The 22,073-nt window shown below is 68.9% G+C and carries 22 protein-coding genes; 10 read left to right on the plus strand and 12 right to left on the minus strand.

Annotated elements, in window-relative coordinates; all coding sequences use genetic code 11:
- The first annotated feature begins 218 nt into the window (after positions 1-218).
- Both ugpC and AB0N61_RS01420 read left to right on the plus strand, forming a co-directional pair.
- The gene (gene ugpC / locus AB0N61_RS01415; RefSeq protein ID WP_167947925.1) at positions 219-1,322 is read left to right on the plus strand and encodes a sn-glycerol-3-phosphate ABC transporter ATP-binding protein UgpC; all 1,104 of its coding nucleotides are present in this window, start codon (positions 219-221) and stop codon (positions 1,320-1,322) included.
- Positions 1,323-1,399: 77 nt separating this feature from the next.
- On the plus strand, positions 1,400-2,704 hold the full coding sequence (locus AB0N61_RS01420) for a DUF4032 domain-containing protein (RefSeq protein WP_363361214.1): 1,305 nt from the start codon (positions 1,400-1,402) through the stop codon (positions 2,702-2,704).
- Positions 2,705-2,706: 2 nt separating this feature from the next.
- On the opposite strand, the gene AB0N61_RS01425 is transcribed toward AB0N61_RS01420, so the two are convergent.
- The 6 genes from AB0N61_RS01425 to AB0N61_RS01450 form a co-directional block, all read right to left on the minus strand.
- On the minus strand, positions 2,707-3,348 hold the full coding sequence (locus AB0N61_RS01425) for an NAD(P)H-binding protein (protein WP_363361215.1): 642 nt from the start codon (positions 3,346-3,348) through the stop codon (positions 2,707-2,709).
- A gap of 11 nt (positions 3,349-3,359) precedes the next feature.
- Positions 3,360-4,364, minus strand: coding sequence for a 23S rRNA (guanosine(2251)-2'-O)-methyltransferase RlmB (rlmB, locus tag AB0N61_RS01430; protein ID WP_167947928.1), 1,005 nt, complete (start codon positions 4,362-4,364; stop codon positions 3,360-3,362).
- Positions 4,357-5,760: a cysteine--tRNA ligase gene (gene cysS, locus AB0N61_RS01435; RefSeq protein ID WP_363361217.1), complete on the minus strand. Its 1,404-nt coding sequence runs from the start codon at positions 5,758-5,760 to the stop codon at positions 4,357-4,359. Before cysS ends, rlmB begins: the two co-directional genes overlap by 8 nt.
- Before the next feature lie 62 nt (positions 5,761-5,822).
- Positions 5,823-6,413 carry a short chain dehydrogenase gene (locus tag AB0N61_RS01440; protein WP_363361219.1) on the minus strand — a complete coding sequence of 197 codons (591 nt, stop codon included), beginning with the start codon at positions 6,411-6,413 and terminating at the stop codon, positions 5,823-5,825.
- A gap of 90 nt (positions 6,414-6,503) precedes the next feature.
- Positions 6,504-7,709: a 2-C-methyl-D-erythritol 4-phosphate cytidylyltransferase gene (gene ispD, locus AB0N61_RS01445; protein WP_363361221.1), complete on the minus strand. Its 1,206-nt coding sequence runs from the start codon at positions 7,707-7,709 to the stop codon at positions 6,504-6,506.
- Positions 7,710-7,776: 67 nt separating this feature from the next.
- A complete protein-coding gene (locus tag AB0N61_RS01450; protein WP_053097304.1) occupies positions 7,777-8,259 on the minus strand; it encodes a CarD family transcriptional regulator in 483 nt (160 codons plus the stop codon).
- Between the two features lie 136 nt (positions 8,260-8,395).
- Between AB0N61_RS01450 and AB0N61_RS01455 the strand changes: the two genes are divergently transcribed.
- The gene (locus AB0N61_RS01455; RefSeq protein ID WP_363361223.1) at positions 8,396-8,926 is read left to right on the plus strand and encodes a DNA modification methylase; all 531 of its coding nucleotides are present in this window, start codon (positions 8,396-8,398) and stop codon (positions 8,924-8,926) included.
- 71 nt (positions 8,927-8,997) lie between these two features.
- Here AB0N61_RS01455 and AB0N61_RS01460 read toward each other — a convergent pair whose 3' ends face one another.
- Both AB0N61_RS01460 and AB0N61_RS01465 read right to left on the minus strand, forming a co-directional pair.
- Positions 8,998-9,681: a response regulator transcription factor gene (locus AB0N61_RS01460; protein WP_053097307.1), complete on the minus strand. Its 684-nt coding sequence runs from the start codon at positions 9,679-9,681 to the stop codon at positions 8,998-9,000.
- Complete coding sequence (locus AB0N61_RS01465; RefSeq protein ID WP_363361225.1) at positions 9,678-10,895, minus strand: ATP-binding protein; 1,218 nt, start codon at positions 10,893-10,895, stop codon at positions 9,678-9,680. The genes AB0N61_RS01460 and AB0N61_RS01465 overlap by 4 nt, the downstream gene beginning before the upstream one ends.
- A gap of 221 nt (positions 10,896-11,116) precedes the next feature.
- Between AB0N61_RS01465 and phoU the strand changes: the two genes are divergently transcribed.
- Positions 11,117-11,815, plus strand: coding sequence for a phosphate signaling complex protein PhoU (gene phoU / locus AB0N61_RS01470; RefSeq protein ID WP_167947933.1), 699 nt, complete (start codon positions 11,117-11,119; stop codon positions 11,813-11,815).
- Between the two features lie 63 nt (positions 11,816-11,878).
- Here the strand turns inward: phoU and AB0N61_RS01475 are convergent, their stop codons facing one another.
- Entirely contained in the window at positions 11,879-12,628 is a 750-nt protein-coding gene (locus tag AB0N61_RS01475) for a phosphoglyceromutase (RefSeq protein WP_167947934.1), read from the minus strand.
- Between the two features lie 60 nt (positions 12,629-12,688).
- Between AB0N61_RS01475 and AB0N61_RS01480 the strand changes: the two genes are divergently transcribed.
- Positions 12,689-13,513 carry a class I SAM-dependent methyltransferase gene (locus tag AB0N61_RS01480; RefSeq protein WP_167947935.1) on the plus strand — a complete coding sequence of 275 codons (825 nt, stop codon included), beginning with the start codon at positions 12,689-12,691 and terminating at the stop codon, positions 13,511-13,513.
- Between the two features lie 38 nt (positions 13,514-13,551).
- Here AB0N61_RS01480 and AB0N61_RS01485 read toward each other — a convergent pair whose 3' ends face one another.
- The 3 genes from AB0N61_RS01485 to AB0N61_RS01495 all read right to left on the minus strand — a co-directional run bounded on the left by AB0N61_RS01485 (position 13,552) and on the right by AB0N61_RS01495 (position 15,729).
- Complete coding sequence (locus tag AB0N61_RS01485; RefSeq protein WP_363361228.1) at positions 13,552-14,673, minus strand: folate-binding protein; 1,122 nt, start codon at positions 14,671-14,673, stop codon at positions 13,552-13,554.
- A gap of 1 nt (position 14,674) precedes the next feature.
- Entirely contained in the window at positions 14,675-15,277 is a 603-nt protein-coding gene (locus AB0N61_RS01490; RefSeq protein WP_167947937.1) for an FABP family protein, read from the minus strand.
- 164 nt (positions 15,278-15,441) lie between these two features.
- Positions 15,442-15,729: a hypothetical protein gene (locus tag AB0N61_RS01495; RefSeq protein WP_167947938.1), complete on the minus strand. Its 288-nt coding sequence runs from the start codon at positions 15,727-15,729 to the stop codon at positions 15,442-15,444.
- Positions 15,730-15,801: 72 nt separating this feature from the next.
- Between AB0N61_RS01495 and AB0N61_RS01500 the strand changes: the two genes are divergently transcribed.
- From AB0N61_RS01500 to pstC, 5 genes are all read left to right on the plus strand, one after another.
- Complete coding sequence (locus AB0N61_RS01500) at positions 15,802-16,485, plus strand: response regulator transcription factor (protein WP_363361231.1); 684 nt, start codon at positions 15,802-15,804, stop codon at positions 16,483-16,485.
- 54 nt (positions 16,486-16,539) lie between these two features.
- A complete protein-coding gene (locus AB0N61_RS01505) occupies positions 16,540-18,705 on the plus strand; it encodes an RNA degradosome polyphosphate kinase (RefSeq protein ID WP_167947940.1) in 2,166 nt (721 codons plus the stop codon).
- Entirely contained in the window at positions 18,702-19,679 is a 978-nt protein-coding gene (locus AB0N61_RS01510; RefSeq protein ID WP_167947941.1) for an NUDIX hydrolase, read from the plus strand. Before AB0N61_RS01505 ends, AB0N61_RS01510 begins: the two co-directional genes overlap by 4 nt.
- A 192-nt stretch (positions 19,680-19,871) precedes the next feature.
- A complete protein-coding gene (locus AB0N61_RS01515) occupies positions 19,872-20,975 on the plus strand; it encodes a phosphate ABC transporter substrate-binding protein PstS (protein ID WP_167947942.1) in 1,104 nt (367 codons plus the stop codon).
- Positions 20,976-21,104: 129 nt separating this feature from the next.
- Entirely contained in the window at positions 21,105-22,073 is a 969-nt protein-coding gene (gene pstC, locus AB0N61_RS01520) for a phosphate ABC transporter permease subunit PstC (protein WP_363361234.1), read from the plus strand.

The raw sequence follows: 22,073 nt of genomic DNA on the forward strand, positions 1-22,073 counted from the left end.
ACAGTCTCAGGGGGGCAGGGTGGCCCCGGACGCCACTCGGGCGGCGAACGCCGCGTTAAGCGGCCGAGATCGATGTTAACCAGCCAGGCTGAGAAATACCCAGATACACGGGCATCTGCCATACTGATTCCGACCCGATGAGGGGTCACGGCGGATCGCTCCGCCGCTCTATCACTACGGATCGTCCGGCACGTACCTGCCGGTGAAGGAGAAACACAATGGCATCTGTGACTTTCGACGAGGCCACCCGCCTCTACCCGGGCGGCACCCGTCCGGCCGTCGACAAGCTGAACCTCGAGGTCGGAGACGGCGAGTTCCTCGTCCTCGTCGGTCCGTCCGGCTGTGGCAAGTCCACGTCCCTCCGCATGCTCGCCGGCCTCGAAGAGGTCAACGCCGGCCGCATCCTCATCGGTGACCGCGACGTCACCGATGTGCCGCCGAAGGACCGCGACATCGCGATGGTGTTCCAGAACTACGCGCTGTACCCGCACATGACGGTCGCCGAGAACATGGGCTTCGCGCTCAAGATCGCCGGCGTCGGCAAGGAAGAGCGCGCCAGCCGCGTCCTCGAGGCCGCCAAGCTGCTCGACCTGGAGCAGTACCTGACTCGCAAGCCGAAGGCGCTCTCGGGCGGTCAGCGTCAGCGCGTCGCCATGGGTCGCGCGATCGTGCGTCAGCCCCAGGTCTTCCTCATGGACGAGCCGCTGTCGAACCTCGACGCCAAGCTCCGTGTGCAGACTCGCACCCAGATCGCGTCGCTGCAGCGTCGCCTCGGCGTCACCACGGTCTACGTCACGCACGACCAGACCGAGGCGCTCACCATGGGCGACCGCATCGCCGTGCTCAAGGACGGCCTGCTCCAGCAGGTCGGCTCGCCGCGCGACCTGTACGAGAAGCCCGAGAACGTGTTCGTCGCCGGCTTCATCGGCTCGCCCGCCATGAACCTCTTCAGTGCAGACCTGGCTGACGGCGGCGTGCGCTTCGGCACCGAGATCGTTCCGCTCGACCGCGACACCGTCGGCCGCGCCAACGGCTCGCAGGTCACCGTGGGCGTCCGCCCCGAGGACATCACCGTCGGCCCGGCCGACGGCAAGGGTCTCTCGGTGGTCGTCGACCTCGTCGAGGAGCTCGGTGCGGACGGCTACCTGTACGGTCACACCGACATCAACGGCAAGCGCGCCGACCTGGTCGCTCGCGTCGACGGTCGCAACCACCCGAACGCGGGCGAGACCGTCACCCTCGCCGCGAACGCAGGCCACGTGCACGCGTTCGACACCGAGTCGGGTGTCCGTCTGAACGACAAGCCGATCGTCTCCGCCTGATCGGATCCACAGACGCGGCGCGGGCTGACTTCGGTCACCCGCGCCGCTTCTGCTTTCCCCCACACGTCTGGAGAGCCATGCAGAATGCGCTGCGGATCACCGCGAGCTCGATCGATCCCGGTCTGCTCGCGCTGCCCTGGTCGACGACACTGGCCAAGTGGCCGTCCGACCACATCGTGTCGCTTCCCAAGGGGCTCTCGCGCCACCTCGTGCGGTTCGCCGATCTCTCGGGACGCGTGGTCGCCGTCAAGGAGACGACCGACGAGATGGCCAAGCGCGAGTACGAGATGCTCGGCAACCTCGCCAGGCTCGACGTGCCCTGCGTCGATCGCGTCGCCGTGATCGCCGGGCGCTCGGATGCCGCGGGCGAGCCCCTCCCCGCCGCCCTCGTCACGTCGCATCTGCGGTTCTCCATGCCGTATCGAGCGCTCTTCACCCGGGTGCTGCGTCCCGACACCGCGAACCGCCTGGTCGACGCCCTGGCCGTGCTTCTCGTCCGTCTGCACAACGTCGGCTTCTACTGGGGCGATGTCTCGCTCTCGAACACGCTCTTCCGCCGGGATGCAGGCGCCTTCGCGGCCTATCTCGTCGACGCCGAGACCGGCGAACTGCACGAAGAGGGGCTGACCGACGGGCAGCGCCTCTACGACCTCGATCTGGCGCGCACGAACATCGCCGGCGAGATCATGGACCTCGCCGCCGGCGGACGGCTGGAGCACGGAGTCGACGCGGTCGCGATCGCCGACGGCATCGTCTCGTCGTACCACTCTCTGTGGGCGGAGCTGACCGTGCAGGAGTCCTTCGCCGCGGCGGAGACCTGGCGCATCACCGAACGGGTGGAGCGCCTCAACGCTCTCGGGTTCGACATCGACGAGATGTCCATGTCGACGACCTCCGACGGCACGGTCGTCGAGATCCAGCCGAAGGTGGTGGATGCCGGACACCACCAGCGCCGCCTGATCCGCCTCACGGGCCTCGACGTCGAAGAGAACCAGGCGCGGCGTCTGCTCAACGACCTCGACGAATTCCGTGCTCGGTCGACCAAGCAGTGGGTCGACGAGGAGATGTACGCGCACGAATGGCTCACCCGCGTGTTCGAGCCCGTGGTGCGCGCGATCCCGTGGGAGCTGCGTGCCAAACTCGAACCCGCCGAGGTGTTCCACCAGGTGCTCGAGCACCGGTGGTATCTCTCTCAGGCTCAGGGGCGCTCAGTGCCGCTCGCCGAGGTCCTCACCAGCTACATCAACGAGGTGCTGCGCCACCGGCGCGACGAGGCCACCATCATGGGACCGCCCACCGAGACGATGAGCCTGCCCGTCGTCACCGGCACGCACCCCGTGACCGATGACGACGATGAGGTCGACTGGCGCGACCTCGTCTGAGGTCAGTACCCGACGGTGAAGCGCCCGCGGCGGTGCGCCGGTCGCTCGATCTCGTCGACCACGGCGAGCGCGAAGTCGGCCCCCGAGATGAACGACTTGCCGTCGGCGTCGCGCACGAGCACGTCGCCGCCATCGCGGTAGTGGCCGGTGCGCTCACCCTCGGCCCAGGGTCCGAAGACCTCTGCGGGGTGGATGAAGAACCAGTCGAGCGACCCGTCGGTGCTCTCGAGCAGCGCGAGCGAGTCGATGCCCACCTGCGCTTCGTGCCTGTACTCCTCGGGGAAGTCGAGGTCGAAGAGACGCGGTCCCTCCGGCGCGACGAGGCTCCCGCCCGCACCACCGACCACACCGAGACGGGTGCTCGTGCCTGCGAGCTCGGCGATGACGTTCCTCAGGGCGTCGAGCACCCGGTCTGTCATGTCGCCGCGCGGCGACAGGGCCGAGACGACGGCATCCGCTCCGTCGAACGCGTTCGCGAGCGACGAGGCGTCGAGCGCCGATCCCTGCACATACGAGGCGCCGTCGACCGCATCGGTCGGCGTGCTGCGCGAGATCGCGATCACGTCGTGACCGCGGTTCACCGCCTCGGACACGATGTGACGACCGGCGTAGCCGGTGCCCCCGAGAACGACGATGCGAGCCATGAGCTGCTCCCCTACTTCTTCGCGTTGCGGATGGACGACACCTGGTAGAGCGCGACCGAGGTCGCGATGCCGGCGTTGAGCGATTCGGTCACCGCCGAGATCGGGATCGAGACGATCTGGTCGCAGGTCTCGGCGACGAGGCGGGACAGTCCCTTGCCTTCGGATCCTGTGACGATCACCACGGGGCGGTCGGCCAGCTGCAGCTCCGGCAGCAGCACATCGCCGTCGCCGTCGAGGCCGAGCACGAACACGCCCTGCTTCTTGAACTCCTTGAGCTGCGTGGTCAGGTTGGTCGCCAGCGCGACAGGCACACGAGCCGCAGCACCGGCGCTCGTCTTCCACGCTGCCGAGTTCACGCCGGCCGAACGACGCTGCGGGAGAATGATGCCGTGACCGCCGAAGGCACCGGTCGAGCGGATGATCGCGCCGAGGTTGCGCGGGTCGGTGATGCCGTCGAGGGCGACGAACAGGGGGACCTCGCCCTTGTCGATGACGGCCTCGAGGAGGTCCTGCGGGTGCGCGTACTCATACGGCGGCACCTTGACGGCGACGCCCTGGTGCACCCCGTCGAAACCGGCCATGCGGTCGAGCTCCTGGCGGGTGACCTCGAGCACCGGGATGCCGCGATGCGTGGCGATCGACAGCATCTCCTTGACGCGGTCGTCCATCTCGACGCGCTGGGCGATGTAGAACGCCGACGCGGGGATCTTCGCCCGGAGCGCCTCGAGCACCGAGTTGCGGCCGGTGACGACCTCGACATCGGTGGTGTTGTCCTTCGCGCGGGCCGAGCGGTTCGGGTTGCCGCCCGACGACTGACGCTGCCCCGGCTTGCCCTTTCCGCCGGAGGCCGCGTAGCGCTCGGCCGCGGCCTTGCGCTTGCCGGCAGGGTGCCAGGCGCGGTCCTCGGCCTTGGGCGTGGGTCCGCGCCCTTCGAGCGAGCTGCGGCCCTTGCCGCCGGAGCCCTTGGTGGGGCCCTTCTTGCCCTTGCCTGCTGACGGGTTTCCTGGCTTAGCCATCGATACTCCAATGAGTTCCGGCCGGAGTGTCCTCCAGCGTGATTCCTGCCGCGGCGATCGCATCACGGATGCGATCAGCCGCCGCCCAGTCCTTGTCAGCGCGCGCCTGCGCGCGCTGGGTGATCATCGTCTGCACGAGTGCGTCGAGAGCGGATGACTGTGCATCCCCCGTCGATGCGCCGCTGACGCGGTCGAATCCGAGCACGTCGAGCATGGCGAGCACTTCGCTCCTCGCCGCCGCCGCACCCTCGATGTCGTCGGCGTCGAGCGCCGCGTTCCCTGCGCGCACTGTGTCGTGCAGGACCCCGAGCGCCTGCGGGATCCCGAGGTCGTCGTCCATCGCTGCGGCGAAGGCCTCAGGCAGCGGCGCCCGGTCCCCCCAGCCGAACGTCTGCGGAAGCATGCGCTCGGTGCGCTCGACGAACGTGCGGATACGGCCGAGCGCCGCCTCTGCCTCAGCCCACGACGACTCCGAGAGGTCGAGGCTCGACCGGTAGTGCGCGGCGGCGAGCGCATAGCGCACGACCTGCGGATCACGCTCGGAGAGCACATCGCTCGCGAGCGTGAAGTTGCCGAGTGACTTCGACATCTTCTGTCCGCCCACGGTCACGAGGCCGTTGTGCACCCAGTAGCGGGCGAAGCCGTCTCCGGCCGCCGTCGACTGGGCGAGCTCGTTCTCATGGTGGGGGAAGCGCAGGTCGAGTCCTCCGCCGTGGATGTCGAACTCCGCCCCCAGGTAGCGCTTCGACATCGCCGAGCACTCGATGTGCCAGCCGGGGCGACCGGGGCCCCAGGGAGACCGCCACGTGGCATCCGCCTGTTCATCGGCCTTCGCGCCCTTCCAGAGCGCGAAATCCTGCGGGTTGCGCTTGCCGCGTGGATCGGCGTCCTCCGCCGCCTCCATCGCATCGACCGACTGGTTGGTCAGAGATCCGTATGCCGGCCAGGAGCGCACGTCGAAGTACACGTCGCCGGAGCCGTCGGGAGCGGGGTAGGCATGACCCCGATCGATGAGGGTGGCGATGAGCTCCTGCATCTGCGGAACCGAGGCGGTCGCCCTGGGCTCGTAGGTGGGCGGCAGGATTCCGACGCCGGCATACGCCTCGGTGAACTCCTGCTCCATCCGGTACGCCAGTGCCCACCACGGCTCGACGTCTGTCGCGTTGACGAGCACCTTGTCGTCGATGTCCGTGACGTTGCGCACGAACGTGACCCGGCCGAAGCGATGCGTCAGCCAGCGGCGCAGGAGGTCGAAGCTCAGGGCGGCTCGTACGTGCCCGATGTGGGGGCCGGACTGCACCGTCGGTCCGCACACGTACATCGTGATGTTCTCGGGATCGAGAGGCACGAAGTCGCGCAGCTGCTGTGCGCGGGTGTCGTAGAGGCGGAGAGTCACCGCACAAGCCTACCGGGCTGCGGATTCCGAAGACTGGGTGCGCCTCGCGACCCTGCCGTCGCTCAGTCGACCGGGTATATCTGCCCGGTCTGCACCCCGAGCACGCTCTTCACGAACGCCTGGCCGACGCGGCGCGACGACACGGGCACGAAGCCCGGGAACGACGAGTGATACGACGGCGCATCCTCGAGCACCGACGGGCTCACGACGTTGATGCGGATGCCGCGGGGCAGCTCGGTCGCCGCTGCCCGCACGAACGACTCGATGGCCCCGTTCGCGAGAGACGCCGCGGCACCGGTGGCGATCGGTTCGCGCGCGAGGATCCCGGAGGTCAGAGTGATCGAGCCGCCGTCGCGCACATACGACGTGCCGATGCGCACGACATCCAGCTGCGAGAGGACCTTCCCGCGGAAGGCCGCCTCGTAGTCGCCGCGACCCAACTCGCCGAGCGATCGGAACGGGACCTCCCCCACGGCGACGATCACGGCGTCGACCTGTCCGACCGCGGCGAAGAGGCGCTCGATCGACGCCGGGTCGGTGACGTCGACCGACGGCTCCGAATTGCGCGACACCGCGACGATCTCGTGTCCTGTCAACGCGTCGACGGCCGTCCGACCGACCTGCCCGCCGGCTCCGATGATCAGGATCCTCATGCTGCCTCCTCCGCGTCGCGCGACGACCGCGTGACTCTCTCCGACAACGAGCGCAGACGCGGGGACATTCCCCGAACTCCCTGACGCGTGTCAGGCCTTGTGCACCATCGCCACCGCGGTCACGGCGATCCCCTCGGCCCGCCCGGGGAACCCGAGTCCGTCGGTGGTGGTGGCGGTGACCGAGACCGGTGCCCCGCCGAGGGCGGTCGACAGGATTCGCTCGGCCTCCGCACGTCGCGCGGAGAAGCGCGGTCGATTGCCCTGGAACTGCGCAGAGACGTTGAGGATCGCGAAGCCGGCATCCGAGAGGATCTCCCGGGTCCGGGCGAGGAAGACGTCCGCGTGGGCACCGGCATACTCAGGGTGCGAGGTGCCGAAGTGCTCGCCGATGTCGCCGAGCCCGGCGGCGCCCAGGAGTGCGTCCACGATCGCGTGCGCGACAGCGTCGCCGTCGGAGTGACCGGACAGCGCGGGCTCCCCCGGCCACTGGAGGCCGGCGAGCCACAGGTTCCCGTCGCCGCCGAACGCGTGCACGTCCGTTCCGAGACCGACTCGGGGTCCCGTCCATGTCGCGACGAGCTCGGCCGCCGGAGCGCCGACGGCAGCCAGCAGGTGGCGAGCGCGTTCGAGGTCTGCGGGGGTCGTGATCTTGAATCCGCTCGCCGACCCCGCGATACGACGCACGCGGTGTCCGGCGGCGGCGAACAATGCTGCGTCATCGGTGTACTCGACTCCCGAGGCGCTCGCCGCGTCATAGGCCGCCTCGAGAAGGGCGCGCGGGAATCCCTGCGGGGTCTGCGCTGCGGCGAGCTCGGAGCGATCGACGGGCGCGATGACCGCGTCTCCCGCCACCCGCTTGAGCGTGTCGACGACCGGGAGCGTCGGGATGACGCCGCTCTCCTCGTCGATCGCCTCGGCCACGGCATCGATGACCTCCGGCGGCGTCAGCGCTCGCGCCGCGTCGTGCACGAGCACTCGCGTGATGTCTCCCCAGAGCGCCTTCAGACCGGCGGCGACCGACTCCTGTCGGGTTCCGCCCCCCGTCACGACCCTGCCCAGCTCGGCGCGGTCGCCGGCAGCCGCACGCAGCTCCGTCTCCGCGTCGCCCTCGTATCCGGCAGGGGCGACCACCACGACCTGGGCGGGCGCGGCTGCGAAGACTCCGTCGAGTGCGTGCCGGAGGATCGAATGGGTGTCGACGCCGACGAACGCCTTGGGCGCGCCCGCATCGAGTCGAGTGCCGGAACCGGCGGCGACGACGATGATCGCTGTGTCAGGGACGGGAAGCATGCTCACCCGGTTCACGTTACCGGCGCGCACGAAAAAAGGCGGATGCCGAAGCACCCGCCTTGTCTCGATCCGCTCAGGACGCGAGGACCTCGTCGAGCAGTGCGCTCGCCTTGTCTTCGTCGGTCTTCTCTGCGAGAGCCAGCTCGGAGATCAGGATCTGACGGGCCTTCGCCAGCATCCGCTTCTCGCCGGCCGACAGGCCGCGGTCCTGGTCGCGACGCCACAGGTCGCGGACGACCTCGCTCACCTTGATCACATCGCCCGAGGCGAGCTTCTCGAGGTTCGCCTTGTATCGACGAGACCAGTTCGTGGGCTCTTCGGTGAACGGAGCGCGGAGCACCTCGAACACGTTGTCGAGTCCCTCGCGGCCGATGACGTCGCGGACCCCGACCAGATCGACGTTCTCCGCGGGCACCTCGATGATGAGGTCCCCCTGGGTCACGTTGAGCTTCAGGTATTTCTTCGCCTCACCCTTGATGATGCGCTCCTTGACCTCGATGATGGTCGCAGCGCCATGGTGCGGATAGACGACAGTTTCGCCAACCTCAAAAAGCATAAAAACTTGTCCTTTCGGCAACCTCAAGGATACCACAGGGGACATGCGCTAAGGTTCGCGCCGCCGCGTCCTCGGGCGGCACCCGGCATACGCATAGAATGGGATGCGGATATCCCGTCGTACCTCAGGAGGACCCGTGAAATCGCGCCTTGTCGCATCTGCCGCCATCAGCGCCCTCGTTCTTCTGGGCGCGACGGGCTGCACGTTCATCTCGCCGCAGGCGACGACGATCGAATACTCCGCCTCCGACGGCGTCAACGTCTCGGACTCCGACGGTCCTCTCGACGTGCGCAACGCCTTCATCGTCGCGAACGAAGACGGCTCGGTCGGCAACTTCATCGGCGCCGTGGTCAACCCGACCGCCGACAAGGCCACGCTCACGATGACGGTGTCAGGCTCCGAGGAGCCGTTCACCGTCTCGGTGCCCGCGGGCAAGACGGTCAGCTTCGGTGCGGGCGAGGAGCCGCTCCGCATCGACGGCCTCGACACGATGCCCGGCGCGACCGTCGAGATCCACTTCCAGTCGGGCGACGGCGCCGGCACGAAGACCGAGGTTCCCGTGCTCGACGGCGCACTGCCCTACTACGCAGACCTCGTGCCCTCCGAGTCGAAGCGCACGCCTACGCCGGTCCCGACGGACACTGCCGCCCCCGCTCCCGCGGAGTGAGTCGGCGCACGCACTGACGAAGAGGCCGGCACCCTGCGGGGTGCCGGCCTCTTCTGCATCATGACGCTTCTTCAGCCCTCGAAGCGGTACCCGAGACCTCGCACCGTGACGAGCATGACGGGCTCCCCCGGGTTCTCCTCGATGCGGGAGCGGATGCGCTTGATGTGCACGTCGAGCGTCTTCGTGTCGCCGAAGTAGTCGCTGCCCCACACGCGGTCGATCAGCTGACCGCGGGTGAGCACTCGACCCGAGTTGCGCATCAGCACTTCGAGGAGTTCGAACTCCTTGAGGGGCATGTTGATCTGCTGACCCGCGACCGAGACGGTGTGACGATCGATGTCGAGCGAGACGCGGCCCCCGTCGAGCACGCGCTCGTCCAGTTCGCTGTCGGCCTGCACCACGCGACGCAGCACCGCCCGCATCCGCGCGAGCAGCTCACGAGACGAGTACGGCTTGGTGACGTAGTCGTCGGCGCCGAGCTCGAGCCCGACGACGATGTCCACCTCCGAGTCCTTGGCCGTGACCATGATGATCGGCACCGCGGATGTCGAGCGGATCTGCCGGCACACCTCGGTGCCCGGCATGCCCGGGAGCATCAGATCCAGGAGCACGACGTCGGCGCCGCGCTCGCGGAAGGCGGCCAGCGCCCCCGGACCGTCCTCGGCGATCTCGACCTCGTATCCCTCTCGGCGCAGGAGGTATGCGAGGGGGTCGGCGAGGTCGGGCTCGTCTTCGACCAGAAGGATGCGGGTCATGCGTTCTCTCCGTTTCGGACGCGAGCCGCGGCCTTCGCCGACTTGCGCTCGCGCTTCTTCTTGTTCTTCTCGTCCTTGTCGATGCTCGGGGGAGCATCGATCCTCGGGAGTCTGATGGTGAAGGTCGACCCTCGTCCGGGACGCGACCAGAGGCGCACCTCGCCGCCGTGGCGCTGGGTGGCGTGCTTGACGATCGCGAGGCCCAGTCCCGTTCCCCCGGTGCGGCGCGATCTGGCTTCGTCCGCCCGGTAGAAGCGCTCGAAGATCCGCTCGCGATCCGCCTCTGCGATACCGATGCCCTGGTCGGAGACCGCCACCTCGACGACCGCGTCATCGGCCTTGACGCCGATGCCCACGCGCGATCCCCTCGGCGAGTAGACGATGGCGTTGGCGATGAGATTGCCGAACGCCTCGATGAGGATCTGCGAGTCGCCGCGCACCCACACCCCCCGATCGCCGCCACGGGCGAGCTCGACGCCGGCCGAGTCGGCCTGCACGACGTGCGCCTCGAGGGCGGTGGCCAGAACCTCGTCGATCGAGACGGGCCGCACATCGGACAGCGCATCATCGGTCTGAAGACGCGACAGACTCATGATCCGGCCGGTCAGCTGGCCGAGCCGAGCGGCCTCGGCCGAGATCCGGGTCGCGAAGTGGCGGACCTGCGTCGGATCGTCGGCTGCGGATTCGATGGCTTCGGCGAGCAGGGTGACGGCGCCCACGGGGGTCTTGAGCTCGTGACTGGTGTTCGCCACGAAATCCCGGCGCATCTGATCGAGGCGCTCCTGCTCGGTGACATCGCGGATGATCAGCAGCGTCATGCGCGGGCTGATCGCACTCGCCCGTGCCGACACGAGCCGGGGGTCGAGGCTGAGCCCGCCGCGCGTGATGCGCAGCGACTCGGTCGCCGAGCCGCCCTCGAGGCGCCCGCCCCGCACGAGCTGACGCAGCTCGGGGTTCTCGAGCGGTGCGCCCACCTCGATGCCGAATCGGGTGGCGGCCTTCGAGACGGCGAGCACGAGCCCCGACGAGTCGACCACGCACGCGGCGTCGTCCATGCTGCCCAGCACGGCGGTCACGCCGTCCGGAACGACGAGCGAGGCCTGATCGGCGACCCGAGCCCTGGCGCGGTATGCCCACGCCACCAGAAGCGAGAGGCCGACGCCGATCGTGAGGCCGACGGCCAACGCGAGCAGCGCGATCTGCGGCAAGGTCATGATCCCAGCGTAGAGTGCGTTCACCCGCGATCCGGCGGGTTCCCCCGCGGTGACGGCGAGCGGAGAAGTACTATTCACGTACTGGGCACCGTTCGTTAACCTTCGAAGCAGACAATCGCTTTCGGGCCTGTGCAGGAGCGCTGCGCTCTCCTCCCGCGCGAGCGGCCCGGCCGTCTCGCGCTGACACCACAGCCGAGACCCGAAAGAAAGGTTGCGCCGACATGCGCGAAGTCTTCCATCAGTCCCTCGAGGACCTGCAGTCCCAGCTCGTGGAGATCGCCGACCTCGTCACGGTCTCGATCGACAAGGCGACGCGCGCGTTCGCCACGAGCGACGTCGAACTCGCCGAGGAGGTCATCGCCGACGACGCCAAGATCGACGAGCTGGCGGTCAAGCTCGACGAGCAGGCGATCGAGATCCTCGCCCGTCAGCAGCCCGTCGCCCGCGACCTGCGCGTCGTCGTCACGGCGCTGCGCGTCAGCGCCTCGCTCGAGCGCATGGGCGACATGTCCGAGCACATCGCGCAGCTCGCCCGACTGCGTTTCCCCGAGCGCGCCATCCCCAAGGGCCTCAAGGGCACCTTCACCAAGATGGGCGAGCTGGACGTGGAGATCTCGCGCACGCTCGCCGAGCTGCTGCGCACGCAGGACCTGCGCCTGGCCGACACCATCCGCAACACCGACGACGACATCGACGAGCTGCACGCCAGTGTGTTCGAGAAGGTGCTCAGCGACAACTGGAAGGGCGAGGCCGTCGCGACCGTCGACGCCACTCTCGCCAGCCGCTATCACGAGCGCTTCGCCGACCACGCGGTCGCCGTCGCGAAGAAGGTCATCTACCTGGCCACGGGCGACTGGCGCATCGAGGAAGAGGACATCGCCCACGCCATCGAGCAGCAGCAGGAGCTCGGCCACGCCTGAGCGTCGACGAGACACACGAAGGGGGCGGATGCCGACAGCATCCGCCCCCTTCGTCGTCTTCTGTTACTTCTTGCCCTGCGCGGCCACGGCGGCGGCACCGGCGGCGGCGGCCTCGGGGTCGAGGTAGCGGCCGGGCCCCGTGGGGACGTTGTTCTCGTCGAGTTCGTAGACGAGCGGGATGCCGGTGGGGATGTTCAGCTCGGCGATGTCGTCGTCGCTGATGCCCTCGAGGTGCTTCACGAGCCCGCGCAGCGAGTTGCCGTGCGCGGTCACGAGCACCGTCTTGCCTGCCTCGAGGTCGGGGACGATCGCGTCGTTCCAGTAGGGCAGCAGACGGTCGATGACGAGCTTGAGCGACTCGGTGCGGGGCACCTCGCCGTCGATACCCGCGTAGCGCTCGTCGTGCACCTGGCTGAACTCGCTGTCGTCATCGAGCACGGGCGGCGGCACGTCGAACGAGCGGCGCCACAGCTGGAACTGCTCGGGGCCGAACTCCTCGAGGGTCTGCGCCTTGTCCTTGCCCTGCAGGGCGCCGTAGTGGCGCTCGTTCAGGCGCCAGGAGCGCGTGACGGGGATCCACAGCCGGTCGGCGGCGTCGAGCGCGATGTTCGCGGTCTGGATCGCGCGGCTGAGCAGCGAGGTGTGCAGCACGTCGGGCAGGATGCCCGCCTCGGCCAGCAGCTCGCCACCGCGGCGGGCCTCGTTCCGGCCCTGTTCGTTCAGGCGGACGTCCACCCATCCGGTGAAGAGGTTCAGTTCGTTCCACTCGCTCCGGCCGTGACGGAGCAGGATCAGGGTGCGCTTCGAAGTCATGGCCTCAGTTTATCGGCGCAGCCGGACGCGTCCACGTCCATGCCCTGCGAGGATTGACGCATGGCGTCATCTCCTCTCGGTCGGCCGACCCGCGGCACCACCGGGACGAACAGGCTGCGCCGCAACGACCGGTGGATCGCCGCGAGCCCGGCGTTCCGGCGAGCCGACGACCCTCTCGTCATCGACCTCGGCTTCGGTGCCAGCGGTGTCACGGCCTTCGAGCTCGCCACCCGCCTGCAGCGCGTGCGAGCGGATGCCGAGGTGCACGGCCTCGAGATCGATCCGGCCAGGGTCGCCACCGCGAACGAGCAGCTGCGCGAGGTGCAGGCCGGGAGCACCCCGTTCTCCCCCGGGCTGCGGGTCTCCTTCGCCCGCGGCGGGTTCGAGGTGCCGCTGCCGGCCGGACGGCGCCCCGCGGTGATCCGCGCGATGAACGTGCTCCGCCAGTACGACGAGTCGGATGTCGCCGGGGCCTGGAGCGCGATGGCCGGGCGCCTGGCTCCGGAGGGCCTGCTCGTCGAGGGCACCTGCGACGAGATCGGTCGGGTGGCGAGCTGGGTCGATGTGGATCAGGGCGGCGCACCGCTGCGGTTCACCATCTCGCTGCGTCTGGCCGACCTCGAGCATCCGAGCATCGTCGCGGAACGGCTGCCGAAGGCGCTCATCCACCGCAATGTGCCCGGGGAACGCGTGCACGCACTGCTCGTCGACCTCGATCGCGAATGGAGCCGTGCAGCGGGGCTGTCGACCTTCGGAGCGACCCAGAGATTCCTGGCCGCGGTCGGCGCCCTGCGCGATCAGGGCTGGCCCGTGCTCGGCGGCAAGAGCCGGTGGCGGCTCGGCGAGCTCACACTTCCCTGGAGCGCAGTCGCGCCGCTCCCGTGACGGCCGCTCCCGTGACGGCCGCTCGCGTGTCGCGCCGCTCAGCCCGCCTGGCGGGGATCCGGGGCGCTCGGGCGTCGGGACAGGCGGGTGAGACGAGGGATATCGGCCGTGGCACCGGCATCCGCCGGGACGATGACCTGCTGTGTCGCGGCGATGTCGGCGCCGTCGGCGCGGACGACGAGGTCGCCGATCGGCGTGCGACGCGACAGGATCGCGAGCGCGATGGGGCCGTCCTCGTGATGCCGGGCGACCGACGTGATGTGACCGACCTCGTCGTCGCCGGCGAGTACGGCATCTCCGACCGCGGGCAGCACCGCCTCGCTGCCGTCGAGGTGCAGCGCCGCGAGCCGGCGCGGCGGGTGCCCGAGGTTGTGCACCTTGGCGACCGTCTCCTGTCCGCGGTAGCAGCCCTTGTCGAGATGCACGGCGGTGCGCAGCCAGTCGGACTCGTGCGGCAGCGAGCGTTCGTCGACCTCGGCCGACCACCGCGGACGCCACGCGGCGATGCGCAGCGCCTCAGCGGCGAGGAGCCCGGCGACCTCTTCGGCGGTGAGCGTCGCGGCGAGCGCATCGGCGGCATCCGCCGTCGTGATCGCCACCCTCCAGGCGAGATCCGCGCCCGGATGATCGACGATCTCGGCGTACTGGTGACCGCCTGCGCTCACGCGCTGCCACGGGTCGGTCCAGATCAGCGGAGCACCGGCAGGAGCGAATGCCGCCGCGCTCGCCCGCTCAGCCGCAACACCCCCGTCGACGAAGCCGAGCAGCGCCAGATCGGCACGAACGTCGACCGTGGCCTGCGTGCGGAACTTCATCCGCGTGAGCCAGGTCGCGAGCGCCTCGGCGTCGCCGGCATCAGCGATGAGCCAGGTCGACGAACCGTCGTCGAGAACCCCGGCCGCGTGCTCCACGCGCCCCTGGGGGTCGAGGACGAGAAGTTCGGTGCTCTCACCGGGAGCGAGCCGACCGACCGACTGCGAGGTGATGGAATCCAGCCACCCCAGTCGTTCCGGGCCGGCGACCTCGATGACCGTCCGATCCTCGAGGGGAACCACCGCGGCACCTGCGGCGAGACGACGCTGCTCGCGGAAGGCATCGCCGAAGTGGGCGACTCCGCCGTCGCCGGCCACCGCGCCGGAGATGTCGGCGAAACCGGTCATGTCAGACCTTGGCCAATCGTGCCGACGCGTGCGATCTCATCGGTGTGCCCAGGGCCGCGATGTCCCACGCCCAGAGCAGATGGTTGTCGACGAGTCCGTACATGCGCGTCGCGGCGCCGTACTCCTTCGCTCCGGCCCCGCGGACGATCGCGTCGGAGGCGATGTCGATGCGCGGACCGCTGATCTCGCCGAGGTAGAGCTCGAGCGTGCCGTCGGCGTGCGCGAGGGAGACCTCGATCGGGAACCCGCCGGATGCCGCGCGCAGCTGCTCGACATCGTCGACCCCCCGCGTGACCGGGTCGGCGAGCGGCGGCAGCAGTCCGGGGCCGGGATCGGCGTCGGTCGCCGGCCGGCTGAGCCGCCAGAACCCGGTCTCGGCGACGAGCGGGATGGACACCGCGTGGTCGTCGCCGGTGAACGTGGCGGTGGCCGAGTAGTTGAGGAAGGGACCGCCGTCGTGGCTGAAGCTCACCCGGTGGGTGAACTCGCCCTGGAGACGCTCGTCTCCCACGGGGTAGTCGATGACCCCGGTACCCTCCCAGACGCCGACCAGCCAGGACAGCGGCGCGAGGTCGGCCGGGAGATCGGTGGGCAGCTCGAGCACGGCGCTCAGCGCTGGCCGCGGAAGAGGTTCCGCAGCACGACCACGGAGACGAAGGCGATCGCGAGGCTCGCCAGGCCCAGGAGGCCGATGAAGAAGAGTTCGAGCGCCATGAGGTCCATGGCCACCACTTTACCCTGCGGGCGGCGGAGTGTCTCGTCTGCGGATCAGGTGAGGAGCGCGGCGATGCCGAAGCCCACGGAGATGACGCCCATCAGCAGGAGAGCACCGATCGTGCTGGCACCCACGCGGAAGATGAAGCCCTGGGTGCGCCCGTACTGCAGCTGCACGGCGAACGAGAGGATCACGATCGCGCCGAACGCGACGAGCAGCCACGGCACCCGCCACTCCTCTGCGACGAAGATGCCGACTCCGATCGAGCCCACCAACGCGGCGCCCCAGACGACGAGCACGCCGACGAAAGCATTACGCGGTGCGAGCGCTGGATCCGTCATGACTCCATTGTCACCCATCAGCGCCCGGTATCATTGCGGCACGGCGTACCCCGCCGTCCGGAAGGAGTGCGTGTGGCCCAGGTCCTGGTGTTGACCAATGCTCCGGTCTCGGAGCAGGTCCTGCCCGCACTCGAGCTTCTCAGTCATCGAGTGCGCCAGATCCCGGCCGAGCCCGCCCAACTCGTGAGCGCCCCGGAGTACGACATCGTGATCGTCGACGGGCGACTCGATCTCGTCGGCGCGAAGTCCCTCTGCCGCCTGCTGCGGGCCACCGGGCAGGATTCTCCGCTGCTGCTCGTCGTCACGGAGGGCGGGATGAGCGCCCTCTCCAGCGAGTGGGGCATCGACGACGTGCTGCTCTCGACCGCGGGGCCGGCCGAGACCGATGCGCGGGTCAGGCTCGCGCTCGCACGGCGCGACGAGGTCGCGGAGCCCACCCGCGTGCAGGCCTCGGGCGTCACGATCGACGAGCAGTCGTATTCGGCGAAGCTGCGCGGACGACCCCTGGACCTCACGTACAAGGAGTTCCAGCTGCTGCACTTCCTCGCCACCCACCCCTCTCGCGTGTTCACGCGCGAGCAGCTGCTCAGCGAGGTGTGGGGATACGACTACTTCGGCGGCACCCGGACCGTCGACGTGCATGTGCGGCGTCTGCGGGCGAAGCTCGGCGACCAGGAGCAGATCATCGGCACGGTGCGCAACGTCGGCTACCGCTTCAACGTCTACGACGAGGAGCCCGTCGCCGCCGCGCGATGACGCACGCGGGCTCAGTTCACGCGCACGACACCTCACGGTGCTTAGATGTACCCCATGATCGATCCCGCACTCGCCGACGCAGGTCTCGGTGACGCTGAAGATGATGACTTCGATGCCATCGAGTCCCCGGATGCGCTCCTTCCCGACCACCGCTACCTCGATCGTGAGCTGAGCTGGCTCGCGTTCAATCAGCGCGTGCTCGAACTGGCGGAGGATCCCTCACTCCCCGAGCTCGAGCGGGCGAACTTCCTCGCCATCTTCGCGAGCAACCTCGACGAGTTCTTCATGGTCCGCGTCGCCGGGCTCAAGCGTCGCATCCTGACCGGCCTGGCCGTGCCCACGAACATCGGCCGCTCCCCCGCCGACGCCCTCGCCGACATCGCTCGCGAGGCGCACGCGCTGCAGCTGCGTCACGCCGACGCGTGGACGTCGCTGGTGCGTCCGGCGCTGGCCGAATCCGGCATCGAGATCATCGAATGGGCCGAGCTCACCGACGACGAGCGCTCCAAGCTCTCCGAGTACTTCGGAGCGCAGGTCTTCCCCGTGCTGATGCCGCTCGCGGTCGACCCCGCGCACCCCTTCCCGTACATCTCGGGTCTGTCGTTGAACCTCGCCATCCGCATCCGCAATGCCCGCACCGGACGCCAGGAGTTCGCGCGCCTCAAGGTGCCGCCCATGCTGCCCCGCTTCGTCGAGGTTCCCGGATCCGGCGAGATCAAGCGCTTCCTCTCGCTCGAGGAGCTGATCGCCAACCACCTCGACGACCTCTTCCCCGGCATGGAGGTCCTCGACCACCATGCCTTCCGCCTCACGCGCAACGAGGACGTGGAGATCGAGGAGGACGAGAGCGAGAACCTCATCCAGGCGCTCGAGGCCGAGCTGCTGCGTCGCCGGTTCGGCCCGCCCATCCGCCTCGAGATCACCGACGACATGGACGAGGTCACGATGGACCTCCTCGTGCGTGAACTCGACATCACCGACCAGGAGGTCTACCGGCTTCCCGGGCCGCTCGATCTGCGCGGCCTCTTCGATCTGTCGCGCATCGACCGACCGGATCTGCGCTACCCGCCGCACCTGCCGACCACGGCGGTCGCCTTCCAGCCCACCGGCAGCAACACGCGCGCCGACATCTTCAAGGCGATCCGCAAATCCGACGTGCTCGTGCATCACCCGTACGAGTCGTTCACCACGAGCGTCGTCGCGTTCCTCGAGCAGGCCGCGCGCGACCCGCATGTGCTCGCCATCAAGCAGACGCTCTACCGCACGTCGGGAGACAGCCCGATCGTGGAGGCCCTGATCGACGCCGCCGAGGCCGGCAAGCAGGTGCTCGCCCTGGTCGAGGTCAAGGCGCGATTCGACGAGGCCAACAACATCGTGTGGGCGCGCAAGCTCGAGAAGGCCGGCGTGCACGTCGTCTACGGCCTCGTGGGGCTCAAGACGCACTGCAAGCTGGCTCTCGTGATCCGCGAGGAGGACGGCGTGCTGCGCCACTACTCGCACATCGGCACGGGCAACTACAACCCCAAGACCAGTCGCATCTACGAGGACTTCGGGCTGTTCACCACCGACGCGCAGGTCGGCAAGGATCTGACCCGCCTGTTCAACGAGCTCAGCGGCTACGCGATCGAGAAGAAGTTCAAGCGTCTTCTCGTCGCACCGCTGCACCTGCGCAAGGGCCTCGTGCGCCAGATCGACCACGAGCGCCGCAACGCCGAAGACGGCAAGCCCGCCAGCATCCGCATCAAGGTCAACTCCATGGTCGACGAGGAGGTCATCGACGCCCTGTACCGCGCGAGCGCGGCCGGGGTGAAGGTCGACGTGTGGGTGCGCGGCATCTGCAGTCTGCGCACCGATCTCGAGGGGATCAGCGACAACATCACCGTGCGCAGCATCCTCGGCCGCTACCTCGAGCACTCGCGCATCTTCGCCTTCCACAACGACGGGGACGACCAGGTCTACATCGGCAGCGCCGACATGATGCATCGCAACCTCGACCGTCGGGTCGAGGCCCTGGTGCGCGTCGCCGACCCCGGCCACATGAAGGATCTGCTCGCCTTCTTCGACCTGGCCATGGACCCGGGGACCACCTCGTGGCACCTCGGCGCCGACGGCGTCTGGACCCGCCACTCCGAGGATGCCGCGGGCAAGCCGCTCATCGACCTGCAGGACAAGACCATGGGGTTGATCCAGCGGCGTCGTCGAGCACGGGCGGTTCGATGAGCGCGCACTCGAGCACCCAGACCGCCCGGTCGAAGTGGACGGACAAGGCCGTCTACGCGGCCGGGGCCGTGGTCTGGCGGCTCATCGACGGCAAGCTGCGCATCCTCCTGATCCATCGCACGAAGTACCGCGACGTCACGCTTCCCAAGGGCAAGGTCGACCCCGGCGAGATGCTCGCCGAGACGGCCGTGCGCGAGGTGCACGAGGAGACCGGCATCCGCGTATCGCTGGGCGTGCCCGTCGGCGTGAGCCGCTACCACCTGCCCTCGAACAAGCAGAAGGTCGTGCACTACTGGGCGGCGGAGGCCACGGCCGACGCCATCCGCGCCTCGACCTTCGTGCCGAATCGCGAGATCGCCGCCCTCGAGTGGGTCAGCCTGAAGAAAGCCCGGTCTCGTCTGAGCTACCCGGTCGACCTCGAGATCCTCGACTTCTTCGCGAAGCTCGTCGACGACGGTGTGCTGCGCACCTTCCCGGTCATCGCTCTGCGTCACGCGAAGGCGCTCTCGCGCTCGGACTGGCAGGACGCGGATGCCGCACGGCCCCTGACCGACCGCGGGCGGCAGCAGGCGAAGTCGATCGTGGGTCCGCTGCGGGCGTTCGGCGTGCGCAAGATCATCACGAGTGATGCCGTGCGCTGCATGCAGACCGTGGCGCCCCTTGCGAAGGCCCTCGATCGCAAGACCGTCGTCACCCCGAAGATCAGCCAGGACGCGTGGGAGGACGGCGACGACGACCTCCGCTCCGTGGTCGGACGCCGCGTGCGCTCGGGCAAGGCCGCCGTGCTCTGCAGTCACGGTCCCGTCCTCCCGGGAATCCTGACGGAGATCGCTCTCGCCACGGGGACCGTCCACGGCTCCTATGTGAGCAGCGCAGCCGATCTCGAGCCGGCCGCCTTCTCGGTCGTCCACCTCTCGGCGTCGAATCCGGGATCGGGGATCATCGCGATCGAGACGCACGTCCCCAAGGTCTGAGGCACCACGTCTCGCGCTGCGAGCGCTGCAGAGGCCGCATCCGACACCGGGTGCGGCCTTTCGCGTGCCCCAGAGAGTCGCGCGCCGTTCACCTTCCGTTCACCTGCCCGGGAGAGTCTCGTTAACCGTCGCGCATAGCGTCACTGTGTGCCCTGCACCGGGCCCCACCCATCCATGATCGAAGGATCCACAGTGAAGATCTCCCGAATCGCACGTATCGGCGCCATCGGCGCCGTCGCCGCTCTCGCTCTCGCCGGCTGTGCCGCGAACGAAGGCGGCACCGGCGGCTCCACCGACGCCGCGAGCGAGTCCACCCTCTCCGGCACGATCGAGGCCACCGGCGCCTCCTCGCAGGAGGCCGCACAGCAGTCCTGGGTCGCTGCCTTCCAGACCGCCAACCCCGACACGACGGTGAACTACACCGCCACCGGCTCGGGCACCGGCCGCGAGAACTTCATCGCCGGGTCCTCGAACTTCATCGGCTCGGACCGCGCGTTCAACGCCGACGAGCTCGCCGCGGGCGGCTTCGGCTCCTGCGCCTCCGACGAGATCGTCGAGATCCCCGTCTACATCTCCCCGGTGGCCGTCGCCTTCAACCTCGAGGGCGTCGACGAGCTGAACCTCGACGGCGAGACGATCGCGAAGATCTTCGCAGGTCAGATCACCAAGTGGAACGACGACGCGATCGCCTCGCAGAACGAGGGCGTCGAGCTTCCCGACCAGGCCATCGTCACGGTGCACCGCTCCGACCCCTCGGGCACGCAGGAGACCTTCACGAAGTACCTCAGCGCCGTCGCACCCGACGTCTGGACCTACGAGGCCAGCGACGAGTGGCCGCTGAAGACCGGAGAGGCCGGCGACGGCACCTCGGGTGTGGTCGACGCGATCACCAACGGCTCGGGCTACATCGGCTTCGCCGACGCGTCGCGCACCTCGGAGCTCGGCCAGGTCGCCGTGCAGGTCGAGGGCGAGTACGTCCCGTACTCGGCTGACGCCGCCGCTGCGCTCGTCGAGGCGTCGCCGCTCGAAGAGGGCCGCTCCGACCACGACCTCGCGTTCGCGGTCGACCCGGCAGCAGCACCCGCCGGCTCGTACCCGATCGCCCTCGTCTCGTACCTCATCGGCTGCGTCGAGTACGACGACGCCGAGACCGCAGGTTTGGTGAAGGCGTACTTCGAGTACGTCGCATCGGCCGAGGGCCAGGATGCCGCCGCCGAGGCCGCGGGCAGCGCCCCCATCTCGGACAGCCTGCGCGACCAGATCACCACCGCGATCGACGCGATCGTCACGGAGTGACCGACGGCTCAGCACACCGCTGAGCCCCGGTCCCGACGCCCCCGTGGTGTCGGTCGTAGGACTCGACCGACACCGCGGGGGCACCCGCATGAATACCCCGAACGTCCCTCAGAGCCTGGAGTCGCTCCGATGACCACAACCTCAACGGGTCCCGAGACCACCCGTTCCACCGGGACGCGCACCGCTCCCCGCCGACGCGGCGACCTCGTCTTCTCGGGCACCGCACTGGCGGCGGGAATCACCATCCTCGTCACCCTCGCCGCGGTGGCGGTCTTCCTCATCGTGCAGGCGATCCCCGCACTGTCGTCCGACACCTCCGGCAACCACATCCTCGAGGGCCAGTCGTTCCTGTCCTGGGTCTGGCCCTTCGTCTTCGGCACCCTGTGGTCGAGCTTCATCGCCCTGGTCATCGCCGCCCCCATCGCGATCGGCATCGCGCTGTTCATCTCGCACTACGCCCCTCGCCGCCTCGCCGGCATCCTCGGCTACATCATCGACCTGCTGGCCGCCGTGCCCTCGGTCGTCTTCGGCCTCTGGGGTGCACTCACCTTCGCCCCCATGCTCGTGCCGTTCTACAAGTGGCTCAACGAGAACCTCGGCTGGATCCCGCTCTTCAGCGGCACACCCTCCGGAACCGGAAAGACGATCCTCACCGCCTCCCTCGTGCTCGCGGTGATGATCCTCCCGATCATGACGGCGATCTGCCGCGAGGTCTTCCTGCAGACGCCCAAACTCCACGAAGAGGCGGCGCTCGCCCTGGGCGCGACCCGCTGGGAGATGGTCAGGATGGCCGTGCTGCCCTTCGCACGCAGCGGAATGGTGTCGGGCGCGATGCTCGGTCTCGGCCGCGCACTCGGAGAGACCATGGCAGTGACCCTGGTCCTCTCGCCGCTCGGCATCGTCACCTTCAACCTGATCAACCCGGAGAACCCCACGACGATCCCCGCAATCATCGCGCTGCGGTTCCCCGAGGCCCACGACGAAGGCGTCAACACGCTGATCGCCGCCGGCCTGATCCTCTTCATCGTCACCTTCGCGGTCAACTTCGTGGCCCGCTGGATCGTCTCGCGCCGCGCCGAGTTCTCGGGAGCCAACTGA

The sequence above is a fragment of the Microbacterium sp. NPDC089320 genome, from assembly GCF_040684875.1.
In the GTDB taxonomy this organism is placed as follows: domain Bacteria; phylum Actinomycetota; class Actinomycetes; order Actinomycetales; family Microbacteriaceae; genus Microbacterium.

Excerpts from the sequence above, each read along its gene's own strand:
- ugpC (WP_167947925.1), top strand. The coding sequence starts at position 219 with ATGGCATCTGTGACTTTCGACGAGGCCACCCGCCTCTACCCGGGCGGC.
- AB0N61_RS01420 (WP_363361214.1), top strand. The coding sequence starts at position 1,400 with ATGCAGAATGCGCTGCGGATCACCGCGAGCTCGATCGATCCCGGTCTG.
- AB0N61_RS01425 (WP_363361215.1), bottom strand. The coding sequence starts at position 3,348 with ATGGCTCGCATCGTCGTTCTCGGGGGCACCGGCTACGCCGGTCGTCAC.
- rlmB (WP_167947928.1), bottom strand. The coding sequence starts at position 4,364 with ATGGCTAAGCCAGGAAACCCGTCAGCAGGCAAGGGCAAGAAGGGCCCC.
- AB0N61_RS01440 (WP_363361219.1), bottom strand. The coding sequence starts at position 6,413 with ATGAGGATCCTGATCATCGGAGCCGGCGGGCAGGTCGGTCGGACGGCC.
- AB0N61_RS01450 (WP_053097304.1), bottom strand. The coding sequence starts at position 8,259 with ATGCTTTTTGAGGTTGGCGAAACTGTCGTCTATCCGCACCATGGCGCT.
- AB0N61_RS01460 (WP_053097307.1), bottom strand. The coding sequence starts at position 9,681 with ATGACCCGCATCCTTCTGGTCGAAGACGAGCCCGACCTCGCCGACCCC.
- AB0N61_RS01465 (WP_363361225.1), bottom strand. The coding sequence starts at position 10,895 with ATGACCTTGCCGCAGATCGCGCTGCTCGCGTTGGCCGTCGGCCTCACG.
- phoU (WP_167947933.1), top strand. The coding sequence starts at position 11,117 with ATGCGCGAAGTCTTCCATCAGTCCCTCGAGGACCTGCAGTCCCAGCTC.
- AB0N61_RS01475 (WP_167947934.1), bottom strand. The coding sequence starts at position 12,628 with ATGACTTCGAAGCGCACCCTGATCCTGCTCCGTCACGGCCGGAGCGAG.
- AB0N61_RS01480 (WP_167947935.1), top strand. The coding sequence starts at position 12,689 with ATGGCGTCATCTCCTCTCGGTCGGCCGACCCGCGGCACCACCGGGACG.
- AB0N61_RS01485 (WP_363361228.1), bottom strand. The coding sequence starts at position 14,673 with ATGACCGGTTTCGCCGACATCTCCGGCGCGGTGGCCGGCGACGGCGGA.
- AB0N61_RS01495 (WP_167947938.1), bottom strand. The coding sequence starts at position 15,729 with ATGACGGATCCAGCGCTCGCACCGCGTAATGCTTTCGTCGGCGTGCTC.
- AB0N61_RS01505 (WP_167947940.1), top strand. The coding sequence starts at position 16,540 with ATGATCGATCCCGCACTCGCCGACGCAGGTCTCGGTGACGCTGAAGAT.
- AB0N61_RS01510 (WP_167947941.1), top strand. The coding sequence starts at position 18,702 with ATGAGCGCGCACTCGAGCACCCAGACCGCCCGGTCGAAGTGGACGGAC.
- pstC (WP_363361234.1), top strand. The coding sequence starts at position 21,105 with ATGACCACAACCTCAACGGGTCCCGAGACCACCCGTTCCACCGGGACG.